At 59.7% G+C, this 21560-nt stretch carries 23 protein-coding genes; 22 read left to right on the forward strand and 1 reads right to left on the reverse strand.

Annotation, left to right across the window (positions count from 1 at the left end; genetic code table 11):
• Positions 1-35: 35 nt before the first annotated feature.
• The 3 genes from secD (at position 36) to AC1DWG_RS24930 (ending at position 3513) form a co-directional block, all read left to right on the forward strand.
• Complete coding sequence (secD, locus tag AC1DWG_RS24920) at positions 36-1904, forward strand: protein translocase subunit SecD (protein WP_477755278.1); 1869 nt, start codon at positions 36-38, stop codon at positions 1902-1904.
• A 9-nt stretch (positions 1905-1913) separates the two neighbouring features.
• On the forward strand, positions 1914-2828 hold the full coding sequence (gene secF / locus AC1DWG_RS24925; protein WP_477763292.1) for a protein translocase subunit SecF: 915 nt from the start codon (positions 1914-1916) through the stop codon (positions 2826-2828).
• Between the two features lie 136 nt (positions 2829-2964).
• The gene (locus AC1DWG_RS24930) at positions 2965-3513 is read left to right on the forward strand and encodes a glycine zipper 2TM domain-containing protein (RefSeq protein ID WP_150728289.1); all 549 of its coding nucleotides are present in this window, start codon (positions 2965-2967) and stop codon (positions 3511-3513) included.
• Positions 3514-3759: 246 nt separating this feature from the next.
• Here AC1DWG_RS24930 and suhB read toward each other — a convergent pair whose 3' ends face one another.
• A complete protein-coding gene (gene suhB, locus AC1DWG_RS24935; RefSeq protein WP_007982736.1) occupies positions 3760-4578 on the reverse strand; it encodes a type III secretion system regulator SuhB in 819 nt (272 codons plus the stop codon).
• Positions 4579-4724: 146 nt separating this feature from the next.
• Here suhB and trmJ point away from each other — a divergent pair, with 146 nt between their 5' ends.
• From trmJ to der, 19 genes are all read left to right on the forward strand, one after another.
• Complete coding sequence (trmJ, locus tag AC1DWG_RS24940) at positions 4725-5495, forward strand: tRNA (cytosine(32)/uridine(32)-2'-O)-methyltransferase TrmJ (protein ID WP_477788469.1); 771 nt, start codon at positions 4725-4727, stop codon at positions 5493-5495.
• 2 nt (positions 5496-5497) lie between these two features.
• Positions 5498-6271 carry a serine O-acetyltransferase gene (cysE, locus tag AC1DWG_RS24945; protein ID WP_477763294.1) on the forward strand — a complete coding sequence of 258 codons (774 nt, stop codon included), beginning with the start codon at positions 5498-5500 and terminating at the stop codon, positions 6269-6271.
• Positions 6272-6525: 254 nt separating this feature from the next.
• Entirely contained in the window at positions 6526-7017 is a 492-nt protein-coding gene (gene iscR, locus AC1DWG_RS24950; protein ID WP_003227911.1) for a Fe-S cluster assembly transcriptional regulator IscR, read from the forward strand.
• A gap of 50 nt (positions 7018-7067) precedes the next feature.
• Positions 7068-8282 carry an IscS subfamily cysteine desulfurase gene (locus AC1DWG_RS24955; protein WP_057716303.1) on the forward strand — a complete coding sequence of 405 codons (1215 nt, stop codon included), beginning with the start codon at positions 7068-7070 and terminating at the stop codon, positions 8280-8282.
• 82 nt (positions 8283-8364) lie between these two features.
• Positions 8365-8751: a Fe-S cluster assembly scaffold IscU gene (gene iscU / locus AC1DWG_RS24960; RefSeq protein ID WP_007974006.1), complete on the forward strand. Its 387-nt coding sequence runs from the start codon at positions 8365-8367 to the stop codon at positions 8749-8751.
• 34 nt (positions 8752-8785) lie between these two features.
• The gene (gene iscA, locus AC1DWG_RS24965) at positions 8786-9109 is read left to right on the forward strand and encodes an iron-sulfur cluster assembly protein IscA (RefSeq protein WP_003227904.1); all 324 of its coding nucleotides are present in this window, start codon (positions 8786-8788) and stop codon (positions 9107-9109) included.
• Positions 9110-9117: 8 nt separating this feature from the next.
• The gene (gene hscB / locus AC1DWG_RS24970) at positions 9118-9639 is read left to right on the forward strand and encodes a co-chaperone HscB (RefSeq protein ID WP_477754701.1); all 522 of its coding nucleotides are present in this window, start codon (positions 9118-9120) and stop codon (positions 9637-9639) included.
• A gap of 51 nt (positions 9640-9690) precedes the next feature.
• Positions 9691-11553 (forward strand): Fe-S protein assembly chaperone HscA, encoded by a 1863-nt coding sequence (gene hscA, locus AC1DWG_RS24975; protein ID WP_477754700.1) that lies wholly within the window; start codon positions 9691-9693, stop codon positions 11551-11553.
• Between the two features lie 2 nt (positions 11554-11555).
• Positions 11556-11897, forward strand: a complete 342-nt coding sequence (gene fdx, locus AC1DWG_RS24980) for an ISC system 2Fe-2S type ferredoxin (protein WP_477763295.1) — start codon at positions 11556-11558, stop codon at positions 11895-11897.
• A gap of 14 nt (positions 11898-11911) precedes the next feature.
• The gene (gene iscX / locus AC1DWG_RS24985) at positions 11912-12112 is read left to right on the forward strand and encodes a Fe-S cluster assembly protein IscX (RefSeq protein WP_007973999.1); all 201 of its coding nucleotides are present in this window, start codon (positions 11912-11914) and stop codon (positions 12110-12112) included.
• An 88-nt stretch (positions 12113-12200) separates the two neighbouring features.
• On the forward strand, positions 12201-12626 hold the full coding sequence (ndk, locus tag AC1DWG_RS24990) for a nucleoside-diphosphate kinase (RefSeq protein WP_007903599.1): 426 nt from the start codon (positions 12201-12203) through the stop codon (positions 12624-12626).
• Between the two features lie 28 nt (positions 12627-12654).
• A complete protein-coding gene (rlmN, locus tag AC1DWG_RS24995) occupies positions 12655-13797 on the forward strand; it encodes a dual-specificity RNA methyltransferase RlmN (RefSeq protein WP_477754698.1) in 1143 nt (380 codons plus the stop codon).
• Positions 13798-13813: 16 nt separating this feature from the next.
• Positions 13814-14572, forward strand: coding sequence for a type IV pilus biogenesis/stability protein PilW (gene pilW, locus AC1DWG_RS25000; RefSeq protein WP_477788470.1), 759 nt, complete (start codon positions 13814-13816; stop codon positions 14570-14572).
• On the forward strand, positions 14572-15579 hold the full coding sequence (locus tag AC1DWG_RS25005; protein WP_477763296.1) for a RodZ domain-containing protein: 1008 nt from the start codon (positions 14572-14574) through the stop codon (positions 15577-15579). Before pilW ends, AC1DWG_RS25005 begins: the two co-directional genes overlap by 1 nt.
• 3 nt (positions 15580-15582) lie before the next feature.
• The gene (gene ispG / locus AC1DWG_RS25010) at positions 15583-16692 is read left to right on the forward strand and encodes a flavodoxin-dependent (E)-4-hydroxy-3-methylbut-2-enyl-diphosphate synthase (RefSeq protein WP_003185136.1); all 1110 of its coding nucleotides are present in this window, start codon (positions 15583-15585) and stop codon (positions 16690-16692) included.
• 37 nt (positions 16693-16729) lie between these two features.
• Positions 16730-18019, forward strand: coding sequence for a histidine--tRNA ligase (gene hisS, locus AC1DWG_RS25015; RefSeq protein WP_477754695.1), 1290 nt, complete (start codon positions 16730-16732; stop codon positions 18017-18019).
• Positions 18020-18060: 41 nt separating this feature from the next.
• A complete protein-coding gene (locus AC1DWG_RS25020) occupies positions 18061-18702 on the forward strand; it encodes a YfgM family protein (protein ID WP_477754694.1) in 642 nt (213 codons plus the stop codon).
• Entirely contained in the window at positions 18695-19846 is a 1152-nt protein-coding gene (gene bamB / locus AC1DWG_RS25025; protein WP_477754693.1) for an outer membrane protein assembly factor BamB, read from the forward strand. Before AC1DWG_RS25020 ends, bamB begins: the two co-directional genes overlap by 8 nt.
• A gap of 136 nt (positions 19847-19982) precedes the next feature.
• Positions 19983-21452 (forward strand): ribosome biogenesis GTPase Der, encoded by a 1470-nt coding sequence (gene der, locus AC1DWG_RS25030; RefSeq protein WP_477763297.1) that lies wholly within the window; start codon positions 19983-19985, stop codon positions 21450-21452.
• Positions 21453-21560: the final 108 nt, after the last annotated feature.

Here is a 21560-nt window from a genome sequence, read left to right on the forward strand (position 1 = left end):
GCGCAAGGCGCCCCGCGTCATAAACGGGCGGCGTGATGCTGAACAAATATCCTCTGTGGAAATACATTCTGATCCTGGCGGTGCTGGCGGTCGGTCTGATTTATTCCGCTCCCAATCTTTATCCTGATGACCCGGCCATTCAGGTCAGCGGTGCAAGCACTGCACTGCAAGTCAATCAGGCTGATCTGGACCGTGTGAGCGCTGCGCTCAAGGAATCCGGGATCAACGTCAAGGCTGCCACCCTGGCTGCCAACGGCAAGGGCGGCCTGATTCGCCTGACCAAGGCTGAAGACCAGCTGCCAGCCAAGGACGTCGTGCGCAAGGCATTGGGTGATGACTACGTCGTTGCACTGAACCTGGCACAAACCACCCCGCAATGGCTGCGCAACCTCGCTGCGCACCCGATGAAGCTGGGTCTGGACTTGTCCGGTGGTGTGCACTTCCTGCTGGAAGTGGACATGGAGAAAGCCCTCGACGCGCGCCTGAAAGTCTACGAAGGCGACGTCAAGAGCCTGCTGCGTAAAGAGAAGCTGCGCTATCGCAGCCTGCCGCAACTGGGCGGTGCTATCCAGCTGGGCTTCGCTGATGAAGACAGCCGCGAGCAGGCCCGTTCGATCATCCGCAAGAACTTCAACGATTTCGACATTGTTCCGGCCGACCTCAATGGTCAGGCGGTGCTGCGTCTGGCGATGACCCCGGCCAAGCTGGCGGAAATCCGCGAATACTCCATCAAGCAGAACTTGACCACGGTACGTAACCGCGTCAACGAGCTGGGTGTTGCTGAACCGATCGTTCAGCGTCAGGGCGCCAACCGCATCGTGGTTGAGCTGCCGGGCGTGCAGGACACCGCCGAAGCCAAGCGTATCCTCGGCAAGACGGCCAACCTCGAGTTCCGTCTGGCTGCTGAGCCGGGTGCTTCGAAAGCCACTTCCGAGGAATTCGAGTTCCGTGAAGGCAAGCGTCCTCCTGCGCTGATCGAGCGTGGCCTGATCATCACCGGTGACCAGGTGACCGACGCCAAGGCTGGCTTCGGCGAGCATGGCACACCGGAAGTGAACATTCGTCTGGATGGTCACGGCGGCGAGCTGATGAGCCGTGCGACCCGTTCGAACGTCGGTCGCAGCATGGCGGTGATCTTCATCGAGCAGCGTCCGATCACCACCTACACCAAGCAGATGGTCAACGGCGTCGAGAAAGACGTGCCGGTTCAGACCTTCAAGGAAGAGAAGAAGATCATCAGCCTGGCGACCATCCAGTCGCCGCTGGGTGCTCAGTTCCGCATCACTGGCCTGAATGGCCAGGGTGAGTCGTCCGAACTGGCGCTGCTGCTGCGTGCCGGTGGTCTGGCTGCACCGATGTACTTCGCTGAAGAACGTACCATCGGCCCAAGCCTGGGTGCCGACAACATCACCAAGGGTATCGATGCATCGCTGTGGGGCATGCTGTTCGTCTCGCTGTTCATCATGGCCATCTACCGCTTCTTCGGCCTGATCGCCACCGTCGCTCTGGCGGTGAACATGGTGATGCTGCTGGCCCTGATGTCGCTGCTGGGTGCAACGCTGACCCTGCCGGGTATCGCCGGTATCGTGTTGACCATGGGCATGGCGGTCGACGCCAACGTGCTGATCTTCTCGCGGATTCGTGAAGAGATCGCCGCCGGCATGACCGTGCAGCGCGCAATCAACGAAGGCTTCGGCCGGGCATTCACCGCGATTCTCGACGCCAACCTGACCACCTTGCTGGTCGGCGGCATCCTCTTTGCCATGGGCACCGGCCCGGTCAAGGGCTTCGCAGTGACCATGTCCCTCGGGATCTTTACCTCGATGTTCACGGCCATCATGGTGACCCGCGCGATGGTCAACCTGATCTTCGGCGGTCGTGACTTCAAGAAGTTGTGGATTTAAGGGGCTGCCATGTTACGTACAATCAACTTCATGGGCGTTCGCAACTTTGCGTTCGGCGTCACATTGTTCCTTACCGCGCTGGCAATGTTCAGTGTCTTCCACAAGGGCATGAACTGGGGGCTGGACTTCACCGGTGGTACGCTCATCGAGCTGACCTACGAGCGTCCGGCCGATGTCACCAAGGTGCGTGAGCAACTGGTGACCGCGGGTTATCACGAAGCCATCGTGCAGAACTTCGGTGCGACCACCGACCTGCTGGTGCGTATGCCTGGCGAAGACCCGCAACTGGGTCACCAGGTCGCCGAAGCCTTGCAGATGGTGGGTGGCGAGAACCCGGCGACGGTCAAGCGTGTCGAGTTCGTCGGCCCACAGGTGGGTGAAGAGCTGCGCGACCAGGGCGGCCTCGGCATGCTGATGGCGCTGGGCGGCATCCTGATCTACCTGGCGTTCCGCTTTCAGTGGAAGTTTGCGGTCGGTGCGATCGTGTCCTTGATCCACGACGTGATTGTGACCGTCGGTATCCTGTCGTTCTTCCAGATCACCTTCGACCTGACGGTGCTGGCGGCGGTACTGGCGATCATCGGTTACTCGCTCAACGACACCATCGTGGTATTCGACAGGGTTCGTGAGAACTTCCGTGTACTGCGCAAGGCCAGCCTGATCGAGAACATCAACATCTCGACCACGCAAACCCTGCTGCGTACCATGGCCACCTCGATCTCTACCTTGCTGGCGATCGCGGCCCTGCTGTTCTTCGGTGGCGACAACCTGTTCGGTTTCTCCATTGCCCTGTTCATCGGTGTTCTGGCGGGTACTTACTCGTCGATCTACATCGCGAACGTGGTGCTGATCTGGCTGAACCTGAGCACTGAAGACCTGATTCCTCCGGCCAATACCGAGAAGGAAGTCGACGACCGTCCTTGAGGGGGCTCTTTTTTCCAAAGCGGTCTCCCAGTGATGTAGTCCAAAAAAGGCGCGAGTTGAACTCGCGCCTTTTTTTGTGCTCCAAGGCTGGGAGAAGCGCGGACATGTTCCGCATGTGATGGTCCAGGAGGTTCATGTGAACAAGTCGATGCTGGTTGGTGCTGTACTGGGTGCTGTCGGTGTGACTGCCGGGGGTGCTGTGGCCACCTACAGCCTGGTTAAAAGCGGCCCGGAGTACGCACAAGTACTCGCCGTTGAGCCGGTCAAGACACAAATCAAGACTCCACGTGAAGTATGCAAGGATGTAGCGGTCACCCGGCAGGCGCCGGTGAAAGATCAACATCAGATCGCCGGTACGGTGGTCGGTGCATTGGCAGGTGGTTTGCTGGGTAACCAGATCGGTGGCGGTACCGGCAAGAAGATCGCCACGGTCGCGGGCGCTGTCGGTGGTGGTTATGCCGGCAACAAGGTGCAGGAAGGAATGCAAGAGCGTGATACCTACACCACGACCCAGACCCGCTGTAACACGGTTAACGACATCAGTGACAAGGTTGTAGGTTACGACGTGCGGTATTCGCTGGACGGCAAGGAAGGCAAGGTGCGCATGGATCGTGATCCAGGCAACCAGATTCCGGTGGATAAGGAAGGCAAGCTGATCTTGTCGGAGAATCAGGCGGCTCAGTGATCTGCTGATGCCGGATTAAAAAAGAAGCACCCTGCGGGGTGCTTTTTTGTGCCCACGATTCAAGCGTCACCGCGAGTCCCTGTAGGAGCGAGCTTGCTCGCGAAAAACCCAGAGGCGCCGTATTCATCCTGAATGCACGCGTTATCGTTAACGCTCATCGCGAGCAAGCTCGCTCCTACAGTATTTCGGGGCGAATCGCAGGCATAAAAAAAGCACCCCGAAAGGTGCTTTTCTGTCGCTGGAAGCTTAGCGCTTCAGCGAGGCTGGCAGGTGCGGCTGGATCGCCGTCAGGACTGCCTTGAAGCATTTGGTGTTGCCGGCAACGACGTGGCCTTTCTCAAGGAAGTCGTGACCGCCGGTGAAGTCGCTTACCAGGCCACCAGCTTCCTGGATCAGCAGGGCGCCTGCAGCCATGTCCCACTCGGACAGGCCCGACTCCCAGAAGGCGTCGAAACGGCCGGCGGCCACGTAGGCCAGGTCCAGGCTCGCGGAACCTGCGCGGCGGATGCCGGCGGTCTGGCCAACCAGCGCGCGGAACATGCCCAGGTAGTTGTCGAGGTTGTCCATCTGGTCGTCACGGAACGGGAAGCCGGTACCCAGCAGGGCGCCGTCCAGGCTGGTGCGACCGCTGACGCGCAGGCGACGACCGTTCAGTTGAGCGCCGCGACCACGGCTGGCGGTGAATTCTTCCTGGCGAACCGGGTCCAGAACAACAGCGTGTTCCAGGCGACCGCGGTATTTGCAGGCGATGCTGACAGCGAAATGAGGAATGCCGCGCAGGAAGTTGGTGGTGCCGTCCAGCGGATCGATGATCCACAGGTACTCTTCGCCTTCGATGCCGGTGCCGGCGTGCATGCCGGTCTCTTCACCCATGATCGAGTGATTCGGGTAGGCCTTGCGCAGGGCGTCGATGATTTTCTGTTCGGCGGCGCGATCCACCTCGGATACGTAATCCTTGGCGTCTTTTTCGTCGACCTTGATGGTATCCAGGCGCTCGATGGAGCGGAAGATCAATTCACTGGCGCTGCGGGCGGCGCGCAGCGCGATATTCAGCATGGGCTGCATGGATGTGTCACCTAAGGTTGTTAAAGAAAGCCGGGCATTCTATCAGAAAGTTTCTACAGGAGAAGGACGACGTTCGCTTTCATGGCTTAACGGTTGCTACAGCTGTAAGATTCCGCTCCCGATTATTGTGTTCGTGAGCGCCTCCCTTGCTGCAAAACATTCGTGTCGTCCTGGTCAATACCAGTCATCCGGGCAATATCGGCGGGGCTGCGCGTGCCATGAAGAACATGGGCCTGTCGCGGCTGGTGCTGGTCGAACCGCGCCTGTTCCCGCACCACGAGGCCGATGCCCGTGCTTCCGGTGCCGGCGACATCCTTGAAAAAGCGCAAGTCGTCGCCACCTTGGAAGATGCCTTGGTTGGCTGCAACCTGGTGTTGGGTACCAGTGCCCGCGACCGGCGTATTCCCTGGCCGCTACTCGACCCCCGCGAATGCGGAGCGAAGGTGGTCGAGGAAGCCGGGCAGGGTGCCCAAATCGCCCTGGTGTTCGGTCGTGAAGACTCCGGCCTGACCAACGAAGAGCTGCAGCGATGTCATTATCACGTGCACATTCCATCAGACCCTGAGTTCAGCTCGCTGAACCTTGGGGCGGCGGTGCAGGTGTTGGGTTATGAAGTGCGCATGTCCTGGCTGGCCGCGCAAGGTCAGCCGAGCAAGGTCGAGAAGGAAGAAGTGGCCTCGGTCAAAAGCGCTGAGCTGGCGACCATGGACGAGCTGGAGCGATTCTATGAACACCTGGAGCAGACCCTGGTGGCCATCGAATTCCTCGATCCGGAAAAGCCACGGCACTTGATGGCGCGCCTGCGCCGGTTGTACGGACGCAGCTCGGTCAGCCGGGCGGAAATGAATATTTTGCGTGGCATCCTCACGGAAACCCAGAAAGCGGCCCGTGGCGAGCTCCTTAAGCGGAAGGATTAATGATGTTCGAGCGTTTGCGTGAAGATATCCAGAGCGTATTCCACCGAGATCCGGCGGCGCGTAACGCTTTTGAAGTCCTGACCTGCTACCCCGGCATGCACGCCATCTGGATTCACCGTTTGTCGGCGATGCTGTGGCGCGCGGACCTGAAATGGCTGGCGCGACTGGTGTCGAACTTCGGCCGCTGGTTGACCGGGATCGAGATCCATCCGGGGGCCAAGGTGGGGCGTCGCTTCTTCATTGACCATGGCATGGGCATCGTTATCGGTGAAACCGCCGAGATCGGCGATGACGTCACTATTTACCAGGGCGTAACCCTGGGTGGCACCAGCTGGAACAAGGGCAAGCGTCATCCGACCTTGGGTGATGGCGTAGTGGTCGGGGCGGGCGCGAAGGTGCTCGGCCCGTTCACTGTCGGTGCCGGGGCCAAGGTGGGTTCCAATGCTGTAGTGACCAAGGAAGTGCCGCCGGGTGCCACTGTGGTGGGTATTCCGGGGCGGATCATCGTCAAGTCCGATGTCGAGCAGGACGCCAAGCGCAAGGCCATGGCCGAGAAGATCGGTTTTGATGCCTACGGCCTCAGCGAAGACATGCCCGACCCGGTGGCGCGTGCCATTGGTCAGCTGCTCGATCACTTGCAGGCGGTCGATGGGCGCCTGGAGGGGATGTGCGGGGCGCTGAAGGACCTGGGCAGCAATTACTGTGCGAAAGATCTGCCTGAGCTGCGCGAAGAAGACTTTGCCTGTGTGAAGGACAAGGATCAGAGTCAGGCGTAGGAGCTGCCGCAGGCTGCGATCTTTTGATTTTGCCCTTGTAAGCAAAGGTCAAAAGATCGCAGCCTGCGGCAGCTCCTACGGGTCGTATTCAGACAATGGCAGCGCGCTCACCGGTGTGCCATTGCGCCGTAGATCCTGCTATGATGCTGCCGCTCTTTTGCGGGTAAACCTGACTAAAGTACTAGGTCTTATAGTTGACTTAAATACTCGGGAATTGCATACTCGCCTCATTCCGAACTCCGTGGTAATTGTCCATGCGACTGACTACAAAAGGCCGATACGCCGTGACCGCCATGCTCGATCTGGCATTGCACGCGCAGCACGGGCCCGTGTCCCTGGCCGATATCTCCGAGCGCCAAGGCATCTCCCTGTCCTACCTCGAACAGCTTTTCGCCAAATTGCGCCGCAGCAATCTGGTGTCCAGCGTGCGCGGTCCGGGCGGTGGCTACCAATTGTCCCGCGACATGCAGGGCATCCAGGTCGCCCAGGTGATCGATGCGGTGAACGAATCGGTCGATGCAACCAAATGCCAGGGGCAGGGTGATTGCCATTCCGGCGACACTTGCCTGACTCACCACTTGTGGTGCGATCTGAGCCTGCAGATTCACGAATTTCTGAGCGGTATCAGCTTGGCTGACCTTGTGACTCGCCGTGAGGTGCAAGAAGTAGCCCAGCGTCAGGACCAGCGCCGTTGCAACAGCAAGGCGCCACGCCTGGACAAGATTGAAGCGTCCGCCGTCGAATGACAGCCGAAGAGCTAGCGGCACGCCAGCCAGCCTGATTTAGGAGATAGTCCATGAAATTGCCGATTTACCTTGATTACTCTGCGACCACCCCGGTTGATCCGCGTGTTGCGCAAAAAATGAGTGAATGCCTGCTGGTCGACGGAAACTTCGGTAACCCGGCGTCCCGTTCCCACGTGTTCGGCTGGAAAGCCGAAGAGTCCGTCGAAAACGCCCGTCGTCAGGTCGCTGACCTGGTCAACGCCGACCCGCGTGAAATCGTCTGGACCTCCGGTGCCACCGAATCCGACAACCTGGCAATCAAGGGTGCGGCGCATTTCTATGCCACCAAGGGCAAGCACCTGATCACCACCAAGATTGAGCACAAGGCTGTCCTGGACACCATGCGCCAACTGGAGCGTGAAGGCTTCGAAGTGACCTACATCGAGCCTCGCACCGATGGCCTGGTGACCCCGGAGATGATCGAAGCCGAACTGCGCGACGACACCATCCTGGTTTCGGTCATGCACGTGAATAACGAAATCGGCACCGTCAACGACATCGCAGCGATCGGCGAACTGCTCCGCTCCAAGGGCATCCTGTTCCACGTCGACGCCGCCCAGTCCACCGGCAAGGTCGAGATCGACCTGCAGAAGCTGAAAGTCGACATGATGTCGTTCTCCGCCCACAAGACCTACGGTCCTAAAGGCATCGGCGCCCTGTACGTAAGCCGCAAGCCGCGCGTACGTATCGAAGCGACCATGCACGGTGGTGGTCATGAGCGCGGCATGCGTTCCGGCACCCTGGCGACCCACCAGATCGTCGGCATGGGCGAAGCTTTCCGCGTAGCCAAGGAAGACATGGCTGCCGAGAACGCACGCATCAAGGCGTTGAGCGACCGCTTCTACAAGCAGGTCGAGCACCTGGAAGAGCTGTACGTCAACGGCAGCATGACCGCCCGCGTTCCGCACAACCTGAACCTGAGTTTCAACTACGTTGAAGGCGAGTCGCTGATCATGGCGCTCAAGGATCTGGCGGTTTCGTCCGGTTCGGCCTGCACCTCGGCGTCCCTTGAGCCTTCGTACGTACTGCGGGCCCTGGGCCGCAACGACGAACTGGCACACAGCTCGATCCGCTTCACCTTCGGCCGCTTCACGACCGAAGAAGAAATCGACTACGCCGCGCAGAAAGTCTGCGAGGCCGTTACCAAGCTGCGCGCTCTGTCGCCGCTGTGGGACATGTACAAAGACGGTGTCGACATTTCGAAAATCGAGTGGGCGGCACACTGATTTCAAGTCGCCGCAATCAGCCCTGTAAACTCAGGTTTCAGGGCTTCAAGAGCGACTCTCTGATGAGTGAGGATTAAGAATCATGGCTTACAGCGAAAAGGTCATCGACCACTACGAAAACCCGCGCAACGTCGGCAAGATGGACGCGGAAGACCCTGATGTCGGCACCGGCATGGTCGGCGCTCCGGCGTGCGGCGACGTGATGCGCCTGCAGATCAAGGTCAACGACGCCGGCATCATCGAAGATGCCAAGTTCAAGACCTATGGCTGCGGTTCGGCAATCGCTTCCAGCTCCCTCGCCACCGAGTGGATGAAGGGCAAGACCCTGGACGAAGCGGAAACCATCAAGAACACCCAGCTGGCTGAAGAACTGGCCCTGCCGCCAGTGAAAATCCACTGCTCGGTACTCGCTGAAGACGCCATCAAGGCGGCTGTTCGCGATTACAAGCAGAAGAAAGGCTTGATCTGATTTTCGAGTTTTGGCGACGAGTAAGGAGTCACCGATGGCTATCAGCATGACAGAAGCGGCTGCTCGACACGTGCGGCGCTCCCTCGACGGGCGCGGCAAAGGTGAAGGGATTCGTCTGGGTGTTCGCACCACAGGCTGTTCCGGCCTTGCCTACGTGCTGGAGTTTGTCGACGAGGTGGTTGCAGAGGACCAGGTGTTCGAAAGTCACGGCGAAAAAGTGATCATCGACCCGAAAAGCCTGGCCTACCTGGACGGCACCGAGCTCGATTTCGTCAAGGAAGGGTTGAACGAAGGCTTCAAGTTCAACAACCCCAACGTGCGCGGTGAATGTGGCTGCGGCGAAAGCTTCAACATCTGAGGCTTGTCGTGGGTACTCCTTGTCATTTCGCTTTATTCGAGCTGCAACCGAGTTTCAATCTGGACCTCGATCAGCTGGCTACGCGCTACCGAGAGTTGGCGCGCGGCGTTCATCCGGACCGCTTTGCTGACGCTTCCGAGCGCGAGCAGCGGTTGGCGCTGGAGCAATCCGCGAGCCTCAACGAGGCCTACCAGACGCTCAAGAGTCCACCCAAGCGCGCGCGTTACCTGCTCGCCTTGAATGGTGGCGAGCTGCCGCTGGAGGTCACGGTGCATGATCCGGAGTTTCTTCTGCAGCAGATGGAGTTGCGTGAAGAGCTCGAAGACCTGCAAGACAGTGCCGATTTGGCCGGTGTTGCAGCGTTCAAGCGTCGCTTGAAAACCGCTCAGGATGTACTGAACCAAAGCTTCGCGGCTTGCTGGAATGATGCAGCGCAACGTGAGCAGGCCGAGCGCCTGATGCGGCGCATGCAGTTTCTCGACAAGCTCACCTACGAAGTGCGCCAGTTAGAAGAGCGCCTCGACGATTAACCCAGTGCCGCTCCGGTCGCACGCCTGATATACAGATAAGTCCTGATAACGATGGCCCTACTGCAGATCGCCGAACCCGGCCAAAGTCCTCAACCGCACCAGCGTCGTCTGGCTGTGGGGATCGACTTGGGCACTACCAATTCGCTGGTCGCTGCATTGCGCAGTGGTCTTTCCGAGCCGCTTGCCGACGCAGAAGGGCGGGTCATCCTGCCGTCTGCCGTGCGCTACCACGCTGATCGCGTCGAGGTTGGCGAATCCGCCAAACTGGCCGCCGCCACCGATCCGTTGAACACCGTGCTGTCGGTCAAGCGCTTGATGGGGCGTGGTCTGTCCGACGTCAAGCAGTTGGGCGATCAGTTGCCGTACCGCTTTGTCGGCGGCGAGTCGCACATGCCGTTCATCGACACGATCCAGGGCCCGAAAAGCCCGGTCGAAGTCTCCGCCGATATCCTCAAGGTCCTGCGTCAACGCGCCGAAGCGACCTTGGGCGGCGAACTGGTGGGCGCGGTGATCACCGTTCCGGCCTATTTCGACGACGCTCAGCGTCAAGCCACCAAGGATGCGGCCAAGCTGGCAGGTCTGAACGTGCTGCGCTTGCTCAATGAGCCGACCGCGGCAGCCGTGGCTTACGGTCTGGACCAGCACGCCGAAGGCCTGGTCGCGATTTACGACCTGGGCGGCGGCACCTTCGATATTTCGATTCTGCGCCTGACCGGCGGTGTCTTCGAAGTCCTGGCTACCGGCGGCGACAGCGCCCTGGGCGGCGACGACTTCGACCACGCGATCGCTGGCTGGATCATCGAGAGCGCTGGCCTGTCCGCCGATCTCGACCCGGGCGTGCAACGCAACCTGCTGCAGACTGCTTGTGCGGCAAAAGAAGCGCTGACCAACTCTGCGAGCGTCGAAGTCGCTTATGGCGACTGGAAGGCTGAACTCACTCGTGAAGCCTTCAATGCGCTGATCGAGCCGATGGTTGCCCGCAGCCTGAAGGCCTGCCGCCGCGCTGTTCGTGATTCCGGTATCGAGCTGGAAGACGTGCATGCCGTGGTCATGGTGGGTGGTTCGACTCGCGTTCCTCGCGTTCGTGACGCCGTCGCCGAAGCCTTCGGCCGTGAGCCGCTGACAGAAATCGATCCGGATCAAGTGGTAGCGATTGGCGCTGCGATCCAGGCCGATACGTTGGCCGGTAACAAGCGTGATGGCAGCGAATTGCTGCTGCTCGACGTGATTCCGTTGTCCCTGGGGCTGGAAACCATGGGCGGCCTGATGGAGAAGGTGATTCCGCGCAACACCACCATCCCCGTCGCCCGCGCCCAGGACTTCACCACTTATAAAGACGGCCAGTCGGCCATGGCCATCCACGTATTGCAGGGCGAGCGTGAGCTGATCAGCGACTGCCGCTCCCTGGCACGCTTCGAGTTGCGCGGGATTCCGGCGATGGTGGCTGGCGCGGCGAAGATTCGCGTGACCTTCCAGGTCGATGCCGACGGTCTGCTCAGTGTTTCCGCCCGCGAACTGGGTTCGGGCGTCGAGGCCAGCATCCAGGTCAAGCCGTCCTACGGTCTGACCGACGGCGAAATCGCCAAAATGCTCAAGGATTCGTTCCAGCACGCCAATGACGACAAGGTTGCCCGCGTATTGCGCGAGCAGCAGGTCGACGCCCAGCGCCTGATCGAGGCGGTGCAGGCTGCTCTGGAGGCGGATGGCGAGCGCTTGCTCGACGCCGAAGAGCGCCTGGTCATCGACATGCAGGTGCAGGAACTGACCGAACTGATGAAAGGTACCGATGGTTATGCCATCGAGCAGCAGACCAAGCGTCTGTCGCAAGTGACCGACGCCTTTGCTGCCCGCCGCCTGGACTCGACGGTGAAAGCCGCGCTGGCGGGGCGCAACCTGAATGAGATTGAGGAATAACGATGCCGCAGGTCATTTTTCTGCCACACGAGAAGTTCTGCCCTGAAGGCATGGTTGTAGAGGCTGAGACCGGTACGTCCATCCTCGAGCTGGCCCATGAGCACCATATCGAGATGGAAAGTGCCTGTGGCGGTGTCTGCGCCTGCACCACTTGCCACTGCATCATCCGCGAGGGTTTCGATTCGCTGGAAGAGGCCGACGAGCTGGAAGAAGACTACCTTGATAAGGCTTGGGGTCTTGAGCGTGAGTCGCGTTTGGGGTGCCAGGCCAAGGTCGGTACCGAAGACCTGACCGTCGAAATTCCGAAGTACTCGCTCAACCACGCAGCCGAAGCAGCACACTGATTCAAGGAATTGTCATGAAACTCAAGTGGACTGATGTGCTGGAGATCGCGATCCAGCTGGCTGAAAGCAAGCCCGACGTGGACCCTATGTCGGTCAACTTCGTCGATCTGCGTAAATGGGTGATGGAGTTGCCCGATTTCGACGACATGCCTGAGCATTGTGGCGAAAAGATTCTGGAGGCCATTCAGGCCCACTGGATCGAAGAACGCGACTGAGCCACGCTGCAGGTTAGGCAATACCCAAGAACCCGCGTATAATTCGCGGGTTTAATTTTTCGTAAATTACCGTTTCTGGAGTTACACCATGGCTGTTCAACGTACTTTCTCCATCATCAAGCCTGACGCTGTTGCAAAAAACGTTATCGGCGAGATCACCACTCGTTTCGAAAAAGCTGGCCTGCGCGTTGTAGCTTCGAAACTGAAGCAACTGTCCAAAGCTGAAGCTGAAGGCTTCTACGCTGAGCACAGCGCTCGTGGTTTCTTCAACGACCTGGTTGCTTTCATGATCTCCGGTCCGGTTGTCGTTCAGGTTCTGGAAGGCGAAAACGCTATCGCTCTGAACCGTGAGCTGATGGGCGCTACCAACCCTAAAGAAGCTGCTGCCGGCACCATCCGCGCTGACTTCGCTGATTCCATCGACGCCAACGCTGTGCACGGTTCGGACTCCGAAGCCGCTGCCGCTCGCGAAATCTCGTACTTCTTCGCAGCTACTGAAGTAACCACTCGCTAAGCATTGGCTTAAGAGTGAAGGTGAATCCATGACTACATCGACTGTAAAAACCAACCTGCTGGGTCTGACTCAACAGGAAATGGAAAAATTCTTCGACTCAATCGGGGAGAAGCGTTTCCGTGCCGGTCAGGTAATGAAATGGATTCACCACCTTGGCGTCGATGATTTCGACGCCATGACGAACGTCAGCAAGGCCTTGCGCGACAAGCTCAAGGTGATTGCTGAAGTTCGCGGTCCTGAAGTGGTCAGCGAGGACATTTCCACCGACGGCACCCGTAAATGGGTGGTGCGCGTGGCGTCCGGCAGCTGCGTCGAGACCGTGTACATTCCCCAGGGCAAGCGCGGCACCTTGTGCGTTTCGTCCCAGGCAGGCTGTGCCCTGGATTGCAGTTTCTGCTCCACCGGCAAGCAAGGCTTCAACAGCAACCTCACCGCCGCCGAAGTCATCGGTCAGGTGTGGATTGCCAACAAATCCTTTGGCAGCGTCCCGGCAACCGTCGACCGTGCCATCACCAACGTGGTGATGATGGGCATGGGTGAGCCGCTGCTGAACTTCGACAACGTCGTCGCGGCCATGCATCTGATGATGGACGACCTGGGCTACGGCATTTCCAAGCGCCGTGTGACCCTGTCGACCTCCGGCGTGGTGCCGATGATCGATGAGCTCTCCAAGCACATCGACGTCTCCCTGGCGTTGTCCCTGCACGCACCGAATGACGCATTGCGTAACCAATTGGTGCCGATCAACAAGAAGTATCCGCTTAAGATGCTGCTCGAGTCGTGCCAGCGCTACATGTCGAATCTCGGCGAAAAGCGCGTGCTGACCATCGAGTACACCTTGCTCAAAGATATCAATGACAAGGTCGAGCACGCGGTGGAAATGATCGAGCTGCTCAAGAACATCCCGTGCAAGATCAACCTGATCCCGTTCAACCCGTTCCCGCATTCCGGTTACGAGCGTCCGAGCAATAATGCGATTCGTCGTTTTCAGGATCAGCTTCACCATGCAGGTTTCAATGTCACCGTCCGCACCACCCGTGGTGAGGACATCGACGCCGCCTGTGGTCAATTGGTAGGGCAGGTGCTGGATCGCACCCGTCGCAGCGAACGTTATATCGCCGTGCGTGAACTCAACGCCGACAACGATGTAGCGCAAGACGCCGCGAAATAACCAAGAGAGGAACTCTATGTCCCTGCGCTTTGCGCTGCTTTTGCTGTTGGCCAGCCTGTGTGCTGGCTGCGTGCTTTCGGGCGACTACAGCCCGATGAAGACCAGCAAGGGCCGCGATGAAGCGCGTGAGGCGTACGTTCAGCTGGGTATCGGGTATTTGCAGCAGGGGATGACCGAGCGCGCCAAGGTCCCGTTGAAAAAAGCGCTGGAACTGGATGGCTCCGACCCTGATGCCAACGCGACGCTGGGGCTGGTGTTCCAGGCCGAGATGGAACCGGAACTTGCCGATGAGCATTTCCGCAAGGCGCTGTCTTCCCGTCCCGCCGATGCACGAATCCTCAATAATTACGGCAGTTTTCTGTTCGAGCAGAAGCGTTACAAGGAAGCCTACGAGCGCTTTGAACAAGCCGCAGCCGATACCCTGTATCCTGAGCGTTCGCGGGTGTTCGAGAACCTGGGCATGACCGCTGCGATGCTCGGTCAGCGCGATTTGGCCCAGCAGCAACTGGAAAAAGCCCTGCGCCTGAACCGCCAACAACCTCGTGCATTGCTGGAAATGGCTGAGTTGTCTTACGAAGACAGGCATTATGTGCCCGCGCGTGACTATTACGACCGTTTTAGCCAGCTCACTGAACAAAATGCACGTAGTCTATTGCTCGGCGTTCGGCTGGCAAAAGTGTTTGACGACCGCGACAAGGCCGCAAGTGCCGGCCTGCAACTAAAAAGACTCTATCCCGGTACACCGGAATATCAGCAATACCTGTCGGAGCAATGATGAAAGCGGCGCATCCCGAAGTTGTAGCAGCGAATCGCGTAAACCCCGGTGAGACTTTGCGCCAGGCCCGCGAAAGCAATGGCTGGTCGCTGGCCGAAGTGGCCCTCAAGCTCAACCTCACCCCCACTTCCTTGAGCAATCTGGAAGCCGGCGCTTTCGACAAGCTGCCCGGGCATACTTTTGCCCGTGGTTACATTCGTGCCTATGCCAAATTGCTCGGCATGGACCAGGCCGTACTGGTCCAGCAATTCGATCAATCCACCGGTACCGACTCCCAGGGCAGCAGTGTTCACAGTCTGGGTCGTATCGAAGAACCGGTCCGGGTCTCTCACACGATCCTGCGAATCGTCAGCCTGCTGTTGCTGATCGCGGTGATCGGTGGCGGTTTCGTCTGGTGGCAGGATCAGACCTCGATGCGTACCAAGGACCTGATCGGGCTGGTTCCGGAACACGTTGAAGTCGAAGGCGCCGACGGTACTACGCAGATTCATCCGCTGGACGAGCCGGAAGACCAGGCTGTCGTGGAAGGTCAGACCGAAGGCGGAACCGTCCTCGCACTGCCACAGGCCGACACTCCGGCAGAAGCTCAGGCGACTGCACCGGCGGTGCCGGCCACTCCAGTCGCGCCTGCTCACAATTCAGCGCCAGTTGTCGCAGCACCAGTGACTCCGGCAACTCCCGCCCCGGCAGCGCCTGCTGCCCCGGTCGCGACTGCTCCGGCAGCCCCGAGCGCTCCTGCTCCAGCGGTAACCGCGCCAGTGGCCGGTCAAGGCCAGGTTCAGGTGCAGTTCACCGCCGATTGCTGGACACAAGTGACCGACGGTAGTGGCAAGGTACTGTTCAGCGGTCTCAAGCGCAAAGGCGCCAGCCTGGCAGTCAATGGTAAACCACCGTTTACCGTGCGTCTGGGCTTTGCCCGCGGCGCTCAGGTCAGCTACAACGGCCAGCCGGTTGATGTCGCTCCGTTCACCAGTGGCGAGACTGCTCGCCTGAAGTTGGGTCAATAAGTCATGCACGGCGAATCTCCAATCAAACGTCGCGAATCCCGCAAGATCTGGGTCGGTAACGTGCCTGTTGGCGGCGATGCACCTATCGCTGTGCAGAGCATGACCAACAGCGACACCAACGATGTCGCGGCCACTGTCGCGCAAATCAATCGCCTGGAAGCGGCCGGCGTCGATATCGTGCGGGTCTCCGTACCGGACATGGACGCTGCCGAAGCCTTCGGCAAGATCAAGCAGCTGGTCAAGGTGCCCCTGGTTGCCGACATTCACTTCGATTACCGGATCGCTTTGCGCGTAGCCGAACTGGGTGTCGATTGCCTGCGGATCAACCCGGGCAACATCGGTCGCGAAGACCGCGTGCGTGCGGTGGTGGATGCCGCCCGTGACCGCGGGATCCCGATCCGTATCGGTGTGAACGCCGGCTCCCTGGAAAAAGACCTGCAAAAGAAATACGGCGAGCCGACCCCGGCTGCGCTGGTCGAGTCTGCCTTGCGTCACGTCGAGCACCTTGAACGCCTGAACTTCCAGGATTTCAAGGTCAGCGTGAAAGCGTCCGACGTGTTCATGGCCGTCGAAGCCTACCGCCTGCTGGCCAAGGAAATCGTCCAGCCGCTGCACCTGGGCATCACTGAAGCCGGTGGTTTGCGTTCCGGCACGGTGAAATCTGCCGTGGGCCTCGGTATGCTGCTCGCCGAAGGGATTGGCGATACTATCCGCATCTCGCTGGCGGCCGACCCGGTCGAGGAAGTGAAAGTCGGCTACGACATTCTCAAGTCCCTGCACCTGCGTTCCCGTGGCATCAACTTCATCGCCTGCCCGAGCTGCTCGCGGCAGAATTTCGATGTGGTCAAGACCATGAACGAGCTGGAAGGGCGCCTCGAAGATTTGCTGGTGCCGCTGGATGTCGCGGTCATCGGTTGCGTGGTCAACGGCCCGGGCGAAGCCAAGGAAGCCCATATCGGCTTGACCGGCGGTACGCCGAACCTGATTTACATCGACGGCAAGCCGTCGCAGAAACTGACGAATGACAATCTGGTGGATGAGCTTGAACGCTTGATCCGCCAGAAAGCGGCCGAAAAGGTCGAAGCTGACGCTGCCGTTATTGCGCGCGGCTGAACCTGACTGAAGAGCCGAACGAATTTAAGGATTTAAAGTGAGCAAGTCTCTGCAAGCCATTCGTGGCATGAACGACATCCTGCCCGAGCAGACCCCCCTGTGGCGTCATTTCGAAGGCACCGTTTCGCGCCTGCTGGATAACTACGGTTACAAGCAGATCCGCATGCCGATCGTCGAGTTCACCGAACTGTTCAAGCGTTCCATCGGTGAAGTGACCGACATCGTCGAAAAAGAGATGTACACCTTCGACGACCGCAACGGCGACTCCCTGACCCTGCGCCCTGAAGGCACGGCGGCCTGTGTGCGCGCAGTGCTGGAGCACGGCATCACCGGTGGCGGCCAGGTGCAGAAACTCTGGTACATCGGCCCGATGTTCCGCCACGAGCGTCCGCAGAAAGGCCGTTATCGCCAGTTCCACCAGATCGGTGTCGAAGTGTTCAACCTCGACGGTCCGGACATCGACGCCGAGCTGATCGTGCTGACCTGGCGCCTGTGGGGCGAACTGGGCATCCGCGATGCGGTCAAGCTCGAGCTCAACAGCCTGGGCACCAGCGAATCCCGTGGTCGTTATCGCGAAGCACTGGTCGAGTTCCTGTCCCGGCATCTGGACAAGCTGGACGAAGACAGCCAGCGCCGCCTGAAGACCAACCCGCTGCGGGTTCTTGATACCAAGAATGCCGACACCCAGGCGGTATTGGTCGATGCGCCGAAAATGGCCGACTACCTCGACGAAGAATCCCGTGTGCATTTCGAGGGCCTCAAGGCTCGCCTGGACGCCGCCGGCATTCCTTACGTGATCAACCCGAAGCTGGTTCGCGGGCTGGATTACTACAGCAAGACCGTTTTCGAGTGGGTCACCGACAAGCTTGGCGCCCAGGGCACCGTGTGTGCCGGTGGCCGTTACGACGGTCTGGTGGAGCAGATGGGCGGCAAGCCGACCGCCGGCGTTGGCTTTGCCATGGGCATCGAACGCCTGGTGCTGTTGCTCGAAACCCTGGAGCAGATCCCGCAGGAGATCTCCCGTCAGGTCGACGTCTACCTCTGCGCCTTCGGTGAAGCCGCCGAGCTCGCCGGGCTGATCCTGGCAGAGCGCGTTCGTGATCAGTTGCCCAACCTGCGCCTGCAAGTGAATGCCGGCGCCGGCAGTTTCAAAAGCCAGTTCAAGAAGGCCGACAAGAGCGGTGCGCTGTATGCGCTGATCCTCGGTGACGACGAAATGGCCCAGCAAGTGGTAGGTTTCAAGCCCCTGCGTGGCCAGGGCGAACAACAAAGCATTGCCTGGGATGCGCTTGCAGCACACCTGGCCACCTGCGTCGTGCAGGGTTGAAGCTGTCTAAACAGCCGAATTAGCGATTAAGGAGTATTGGGGTGTCGAGTACCGAAGACGAACATGTGGCGGAATTGAAGGAATGGTGGTCACGCAACGGTAAGCCCCTGGTCACTGGCGGCCTGTTGGCGCTGGTCATCGTGTTCGGCTGGCAGGCGTTCCACAAGTATCAGAGCAATCAGTCGCAAGGCGCCTCGATTCTCTATCAGCAATTGCTCGAAACCACGTTGACGCCTGATGGCAAGCCTGATGCGGCCCGTGTTTCGGACCTGGCCGGCAAGCTCAACAGCGAGTTCGGCGGCAGCGCCTACGCGCAGTACGGCAGCCTGTTCGTGGCCAAGGTTGCGGTCGACAGCGGCAAGCTGGACGACGCGGCCAGCGAGCTCAAAGCCATCGTCGCCAAGCCGGCCAACCCGGCGCTGGGCGAAATCGCCCGTCAGCGTCTGGCCCAGGTGCTCGGTGCGCAGAACAAGCCCGACGAAGCACTGAAGTTGCTCGACGGCGATGCCGACAAGGCATTCCTGGCCACTCGCGAAGAGCTCAAGGGCGACCTGCTGGTGCAGTTGGGGCGTACCGATGAGGCGAGCGCGGCGTATCAAAAAGCCAAGGCGGCTCTGTCGGATGAAGCGGCGGTCGGTGGCCTGCAAATCAAGCTGGACGACCTGGCCAAAGGGGATGCGTGACGTGATTCGTTGGAAACATGCAGCATTGCTGGCTCTGGCCTTGTTGGCCGCGGGTTGCAGCAGCAACAGCAAAAAAGAACTGCCTCCGGCCGAACTGGTCGACTTCAAGGAAGAAGTGGTTCTGCACAAGCAGTGGAGTCGTTCGATCGGTGACGGTCAGGGCGAAACCTACAACATGCTGGTTCCGGCCATCGATGGCGATACCATCTATGCCGCCGACGTCACTGGCGTGTTGATGGCGATGGACCGCAACACCGGCGACGTCAAATGGAAGAAAGATCTCGAGCTGCCTGTCTCCGGCGCCGTTGGCGTAGGTTACGGTCTGGTCACCATCGGTACGCTCAAGGGTGAAATCGTTGCCCTGGACGCCATCAACGGTGAAGAGAAGTGGCGCGCTCGCGTGTCCAGCGAAGTACTGGCACCGCCAGCCAACAACGGTGACGTTGTGGTGGTTCAGACCCAGGATGATCGCCTGATCGGCCTGGATGCCTCCACCGGTAACCGTCGCTGGATCTATGACAGCACTCCTGCGGTACTGACCCTGCGTGGCACCAGTGCACCGATCGTGACCAACCGCCTCGCGGTGGCTGGCCTGTCGACCGGTAAAGTGGTTGCCGTGGATATCACCAACGGCGTACCGGTGTGGGAACAGCGCGTAGCGATCCCGCAAGGTCGTTCGGAGCTGGAGCGTGTGGTCGATATCGACGGTGGCTTGCTGCTGTCGGGCGAGACGCTGTATGTCGCCAGCTATCAGGGGCGCGTTGCCGCTCTGGACCTGCAAAGCGGCCGTCAGCTCTGGCAGCGTGATGCTTCCAGCTACGCCGGTGTCGCCCAGGGTTTCGGTACCGTTTATGTGAGCCTGTCTTCGGGCACCGTTGAAGGCGTCGACGAGCGTTCCACCACAGCCTTGTGGAGCAACGATTCGCTGGCCCGTCGTCAACTGTCGGCCCCGGAAGTGTTCTCCAGCTACGTTGCAGTCGGTGACCTGGAAGGTTACCTGCACCTGCTGAGTCAGGTGGACGGTCGTTTCGTCGGCCGCGAGCGCATCGACAGCGACGGCCTGCGTGCCCGTCCGCTGGTGATGGGTGACACGATTTATGTATATGGCAACAGCGGCAAACTGGAAGCCCTGACCATCAAGTAAGAACTATGCTTGGGGTTAACACCCCAGGCGGCTCCGGATTTCCGGGGTTTGCAGCGCTTTCAGGCGTTGCCCCGAGCACCAGCCGCTGCCTCGCAGCGGCTTTTGTATTTTCTGAAATAACGAAGTGGAGAGCCGCATGGTTCCCGTAATCGCCCTGGTGGGCCGACCAAACGTCGGCAAGTCCACCTTGTTCAACCGCCTGACCAGGACTCGCGACGCCATCGTCGGCGACTTGTCCGGTCTGACCCGTGATCGCCAGTACGGTGAGGCCAAGTGGCAAGGGCGTTCCTACATTCTGATCGACACCGGCGGCATCTCCGGTGACGAACATGGTATGGACGAAAAGATGGCCGAGCAGTCGCTGCTGGCCATTGAAGAAGCCGATGTCGTGCTGTTCCTGGTAGATGCCAAGGCCGGTTTCACCGCCGCCGACCAGATGATCGCCGAGCATTTGCGCAAACGTAACAAGCGTTCCTACGTGGTCGCCAACAAGGTCGACAACATCGACCCGGAAATGGCCCGCGCCGAATTCGCTCCGTTGGGCATGGGACACGCGATCCCGATCGCTGGCGCTCATGGTCGTGGCATTACTCAGATGCTGGAAATCGCACTGAGTGACTTCCCGAAAGACGAAGACGAGCTGGAAGAAGGCGAGGAAGAAGACGTCGCCGAAGGCGAGGAAGCCAAGCGCATTCCTGGCCCAAGCGAAAAAGACGGGATCAAGATCGCGATCATCGGCCGTCCGAACGTCGGCAAGTCGACCTTGGTCAACCGCATGCTCGGGGAAGACCGGGTAATCGTCTACGACCAACCCGGCACCACCCGCGACAGTATCTACATCCCGTTCGAGCGTAACGACGAGAAGTACACGCTGATCGACACCGCCGGTGTGCGCAAGCGCGGCAAGATCCACGAAGAAGTCGAAAAGTTCTCCGTGGTCAAAACCCTGCAAGCGATCAAAGACGCCAACGTGGTGATCTTCGTGATGGACGCCCGCGAAGGTGTGGTGGACCACGACCTCAACCTGCTGGGCTTTGCCCTTGAGGCCGGTCGTGCGTTGGTCATCGCGATCAACAAGTGGGACGGCATGACGCCGAGCGAGCGCGACTTCGTCAAGATCGAGTTGCAGCGTCGCCTGTTCTTCGTCGAGTTTGCCGATATTCACTTTATCTCGGCACTGCACGGCACCGGCGTGGGCAACCTCTACGCGTCGGTACAGAACTCGTTCAAGTCCGCGGTCACCCGCTGGCCGACCAACCGCCTGACCCAGATCCTGGAAGATGCGGTCGGTGAGCACGCCCCTCCGATGGTCAACAACCGCCGGATCAAGCTGCGTTACGCCCACTTGGGTGGCGCGAACCCGCCGATCATCGTGATCCACGGCAACCAGATCGAGAAAGTGCCGAAGTCGTACGTTCGCTATCTGGAAAACACTTACCGCCGTGTGCTGAAGCTGGTCGGTACGCCGATCCGCATCGAGTTCAAGGGTGGCGAGAACCCGTACGAAGGCAACAAGAACACGCTCACCGACCGTCAGGTCAACAAGAAGCGTCGTTTGATGTCGCACCACAAGAAAGCCGACAAGAAGCGCCGCGACAAGCGCTGATTCGAGCGTTCTGGGGCGTGCTTTTGTAGGAGCTGCCGCAGGGTTCGGCGATAAGAAGGGTGCTCACCAGAGCGCCCTTTTTTTATGGGCGCCGTTTGGGCTATCCTC

The sequence above is a fragment of the Pseudomonas sp. P4_B3 genome (genome assembly GCF_056402295.1).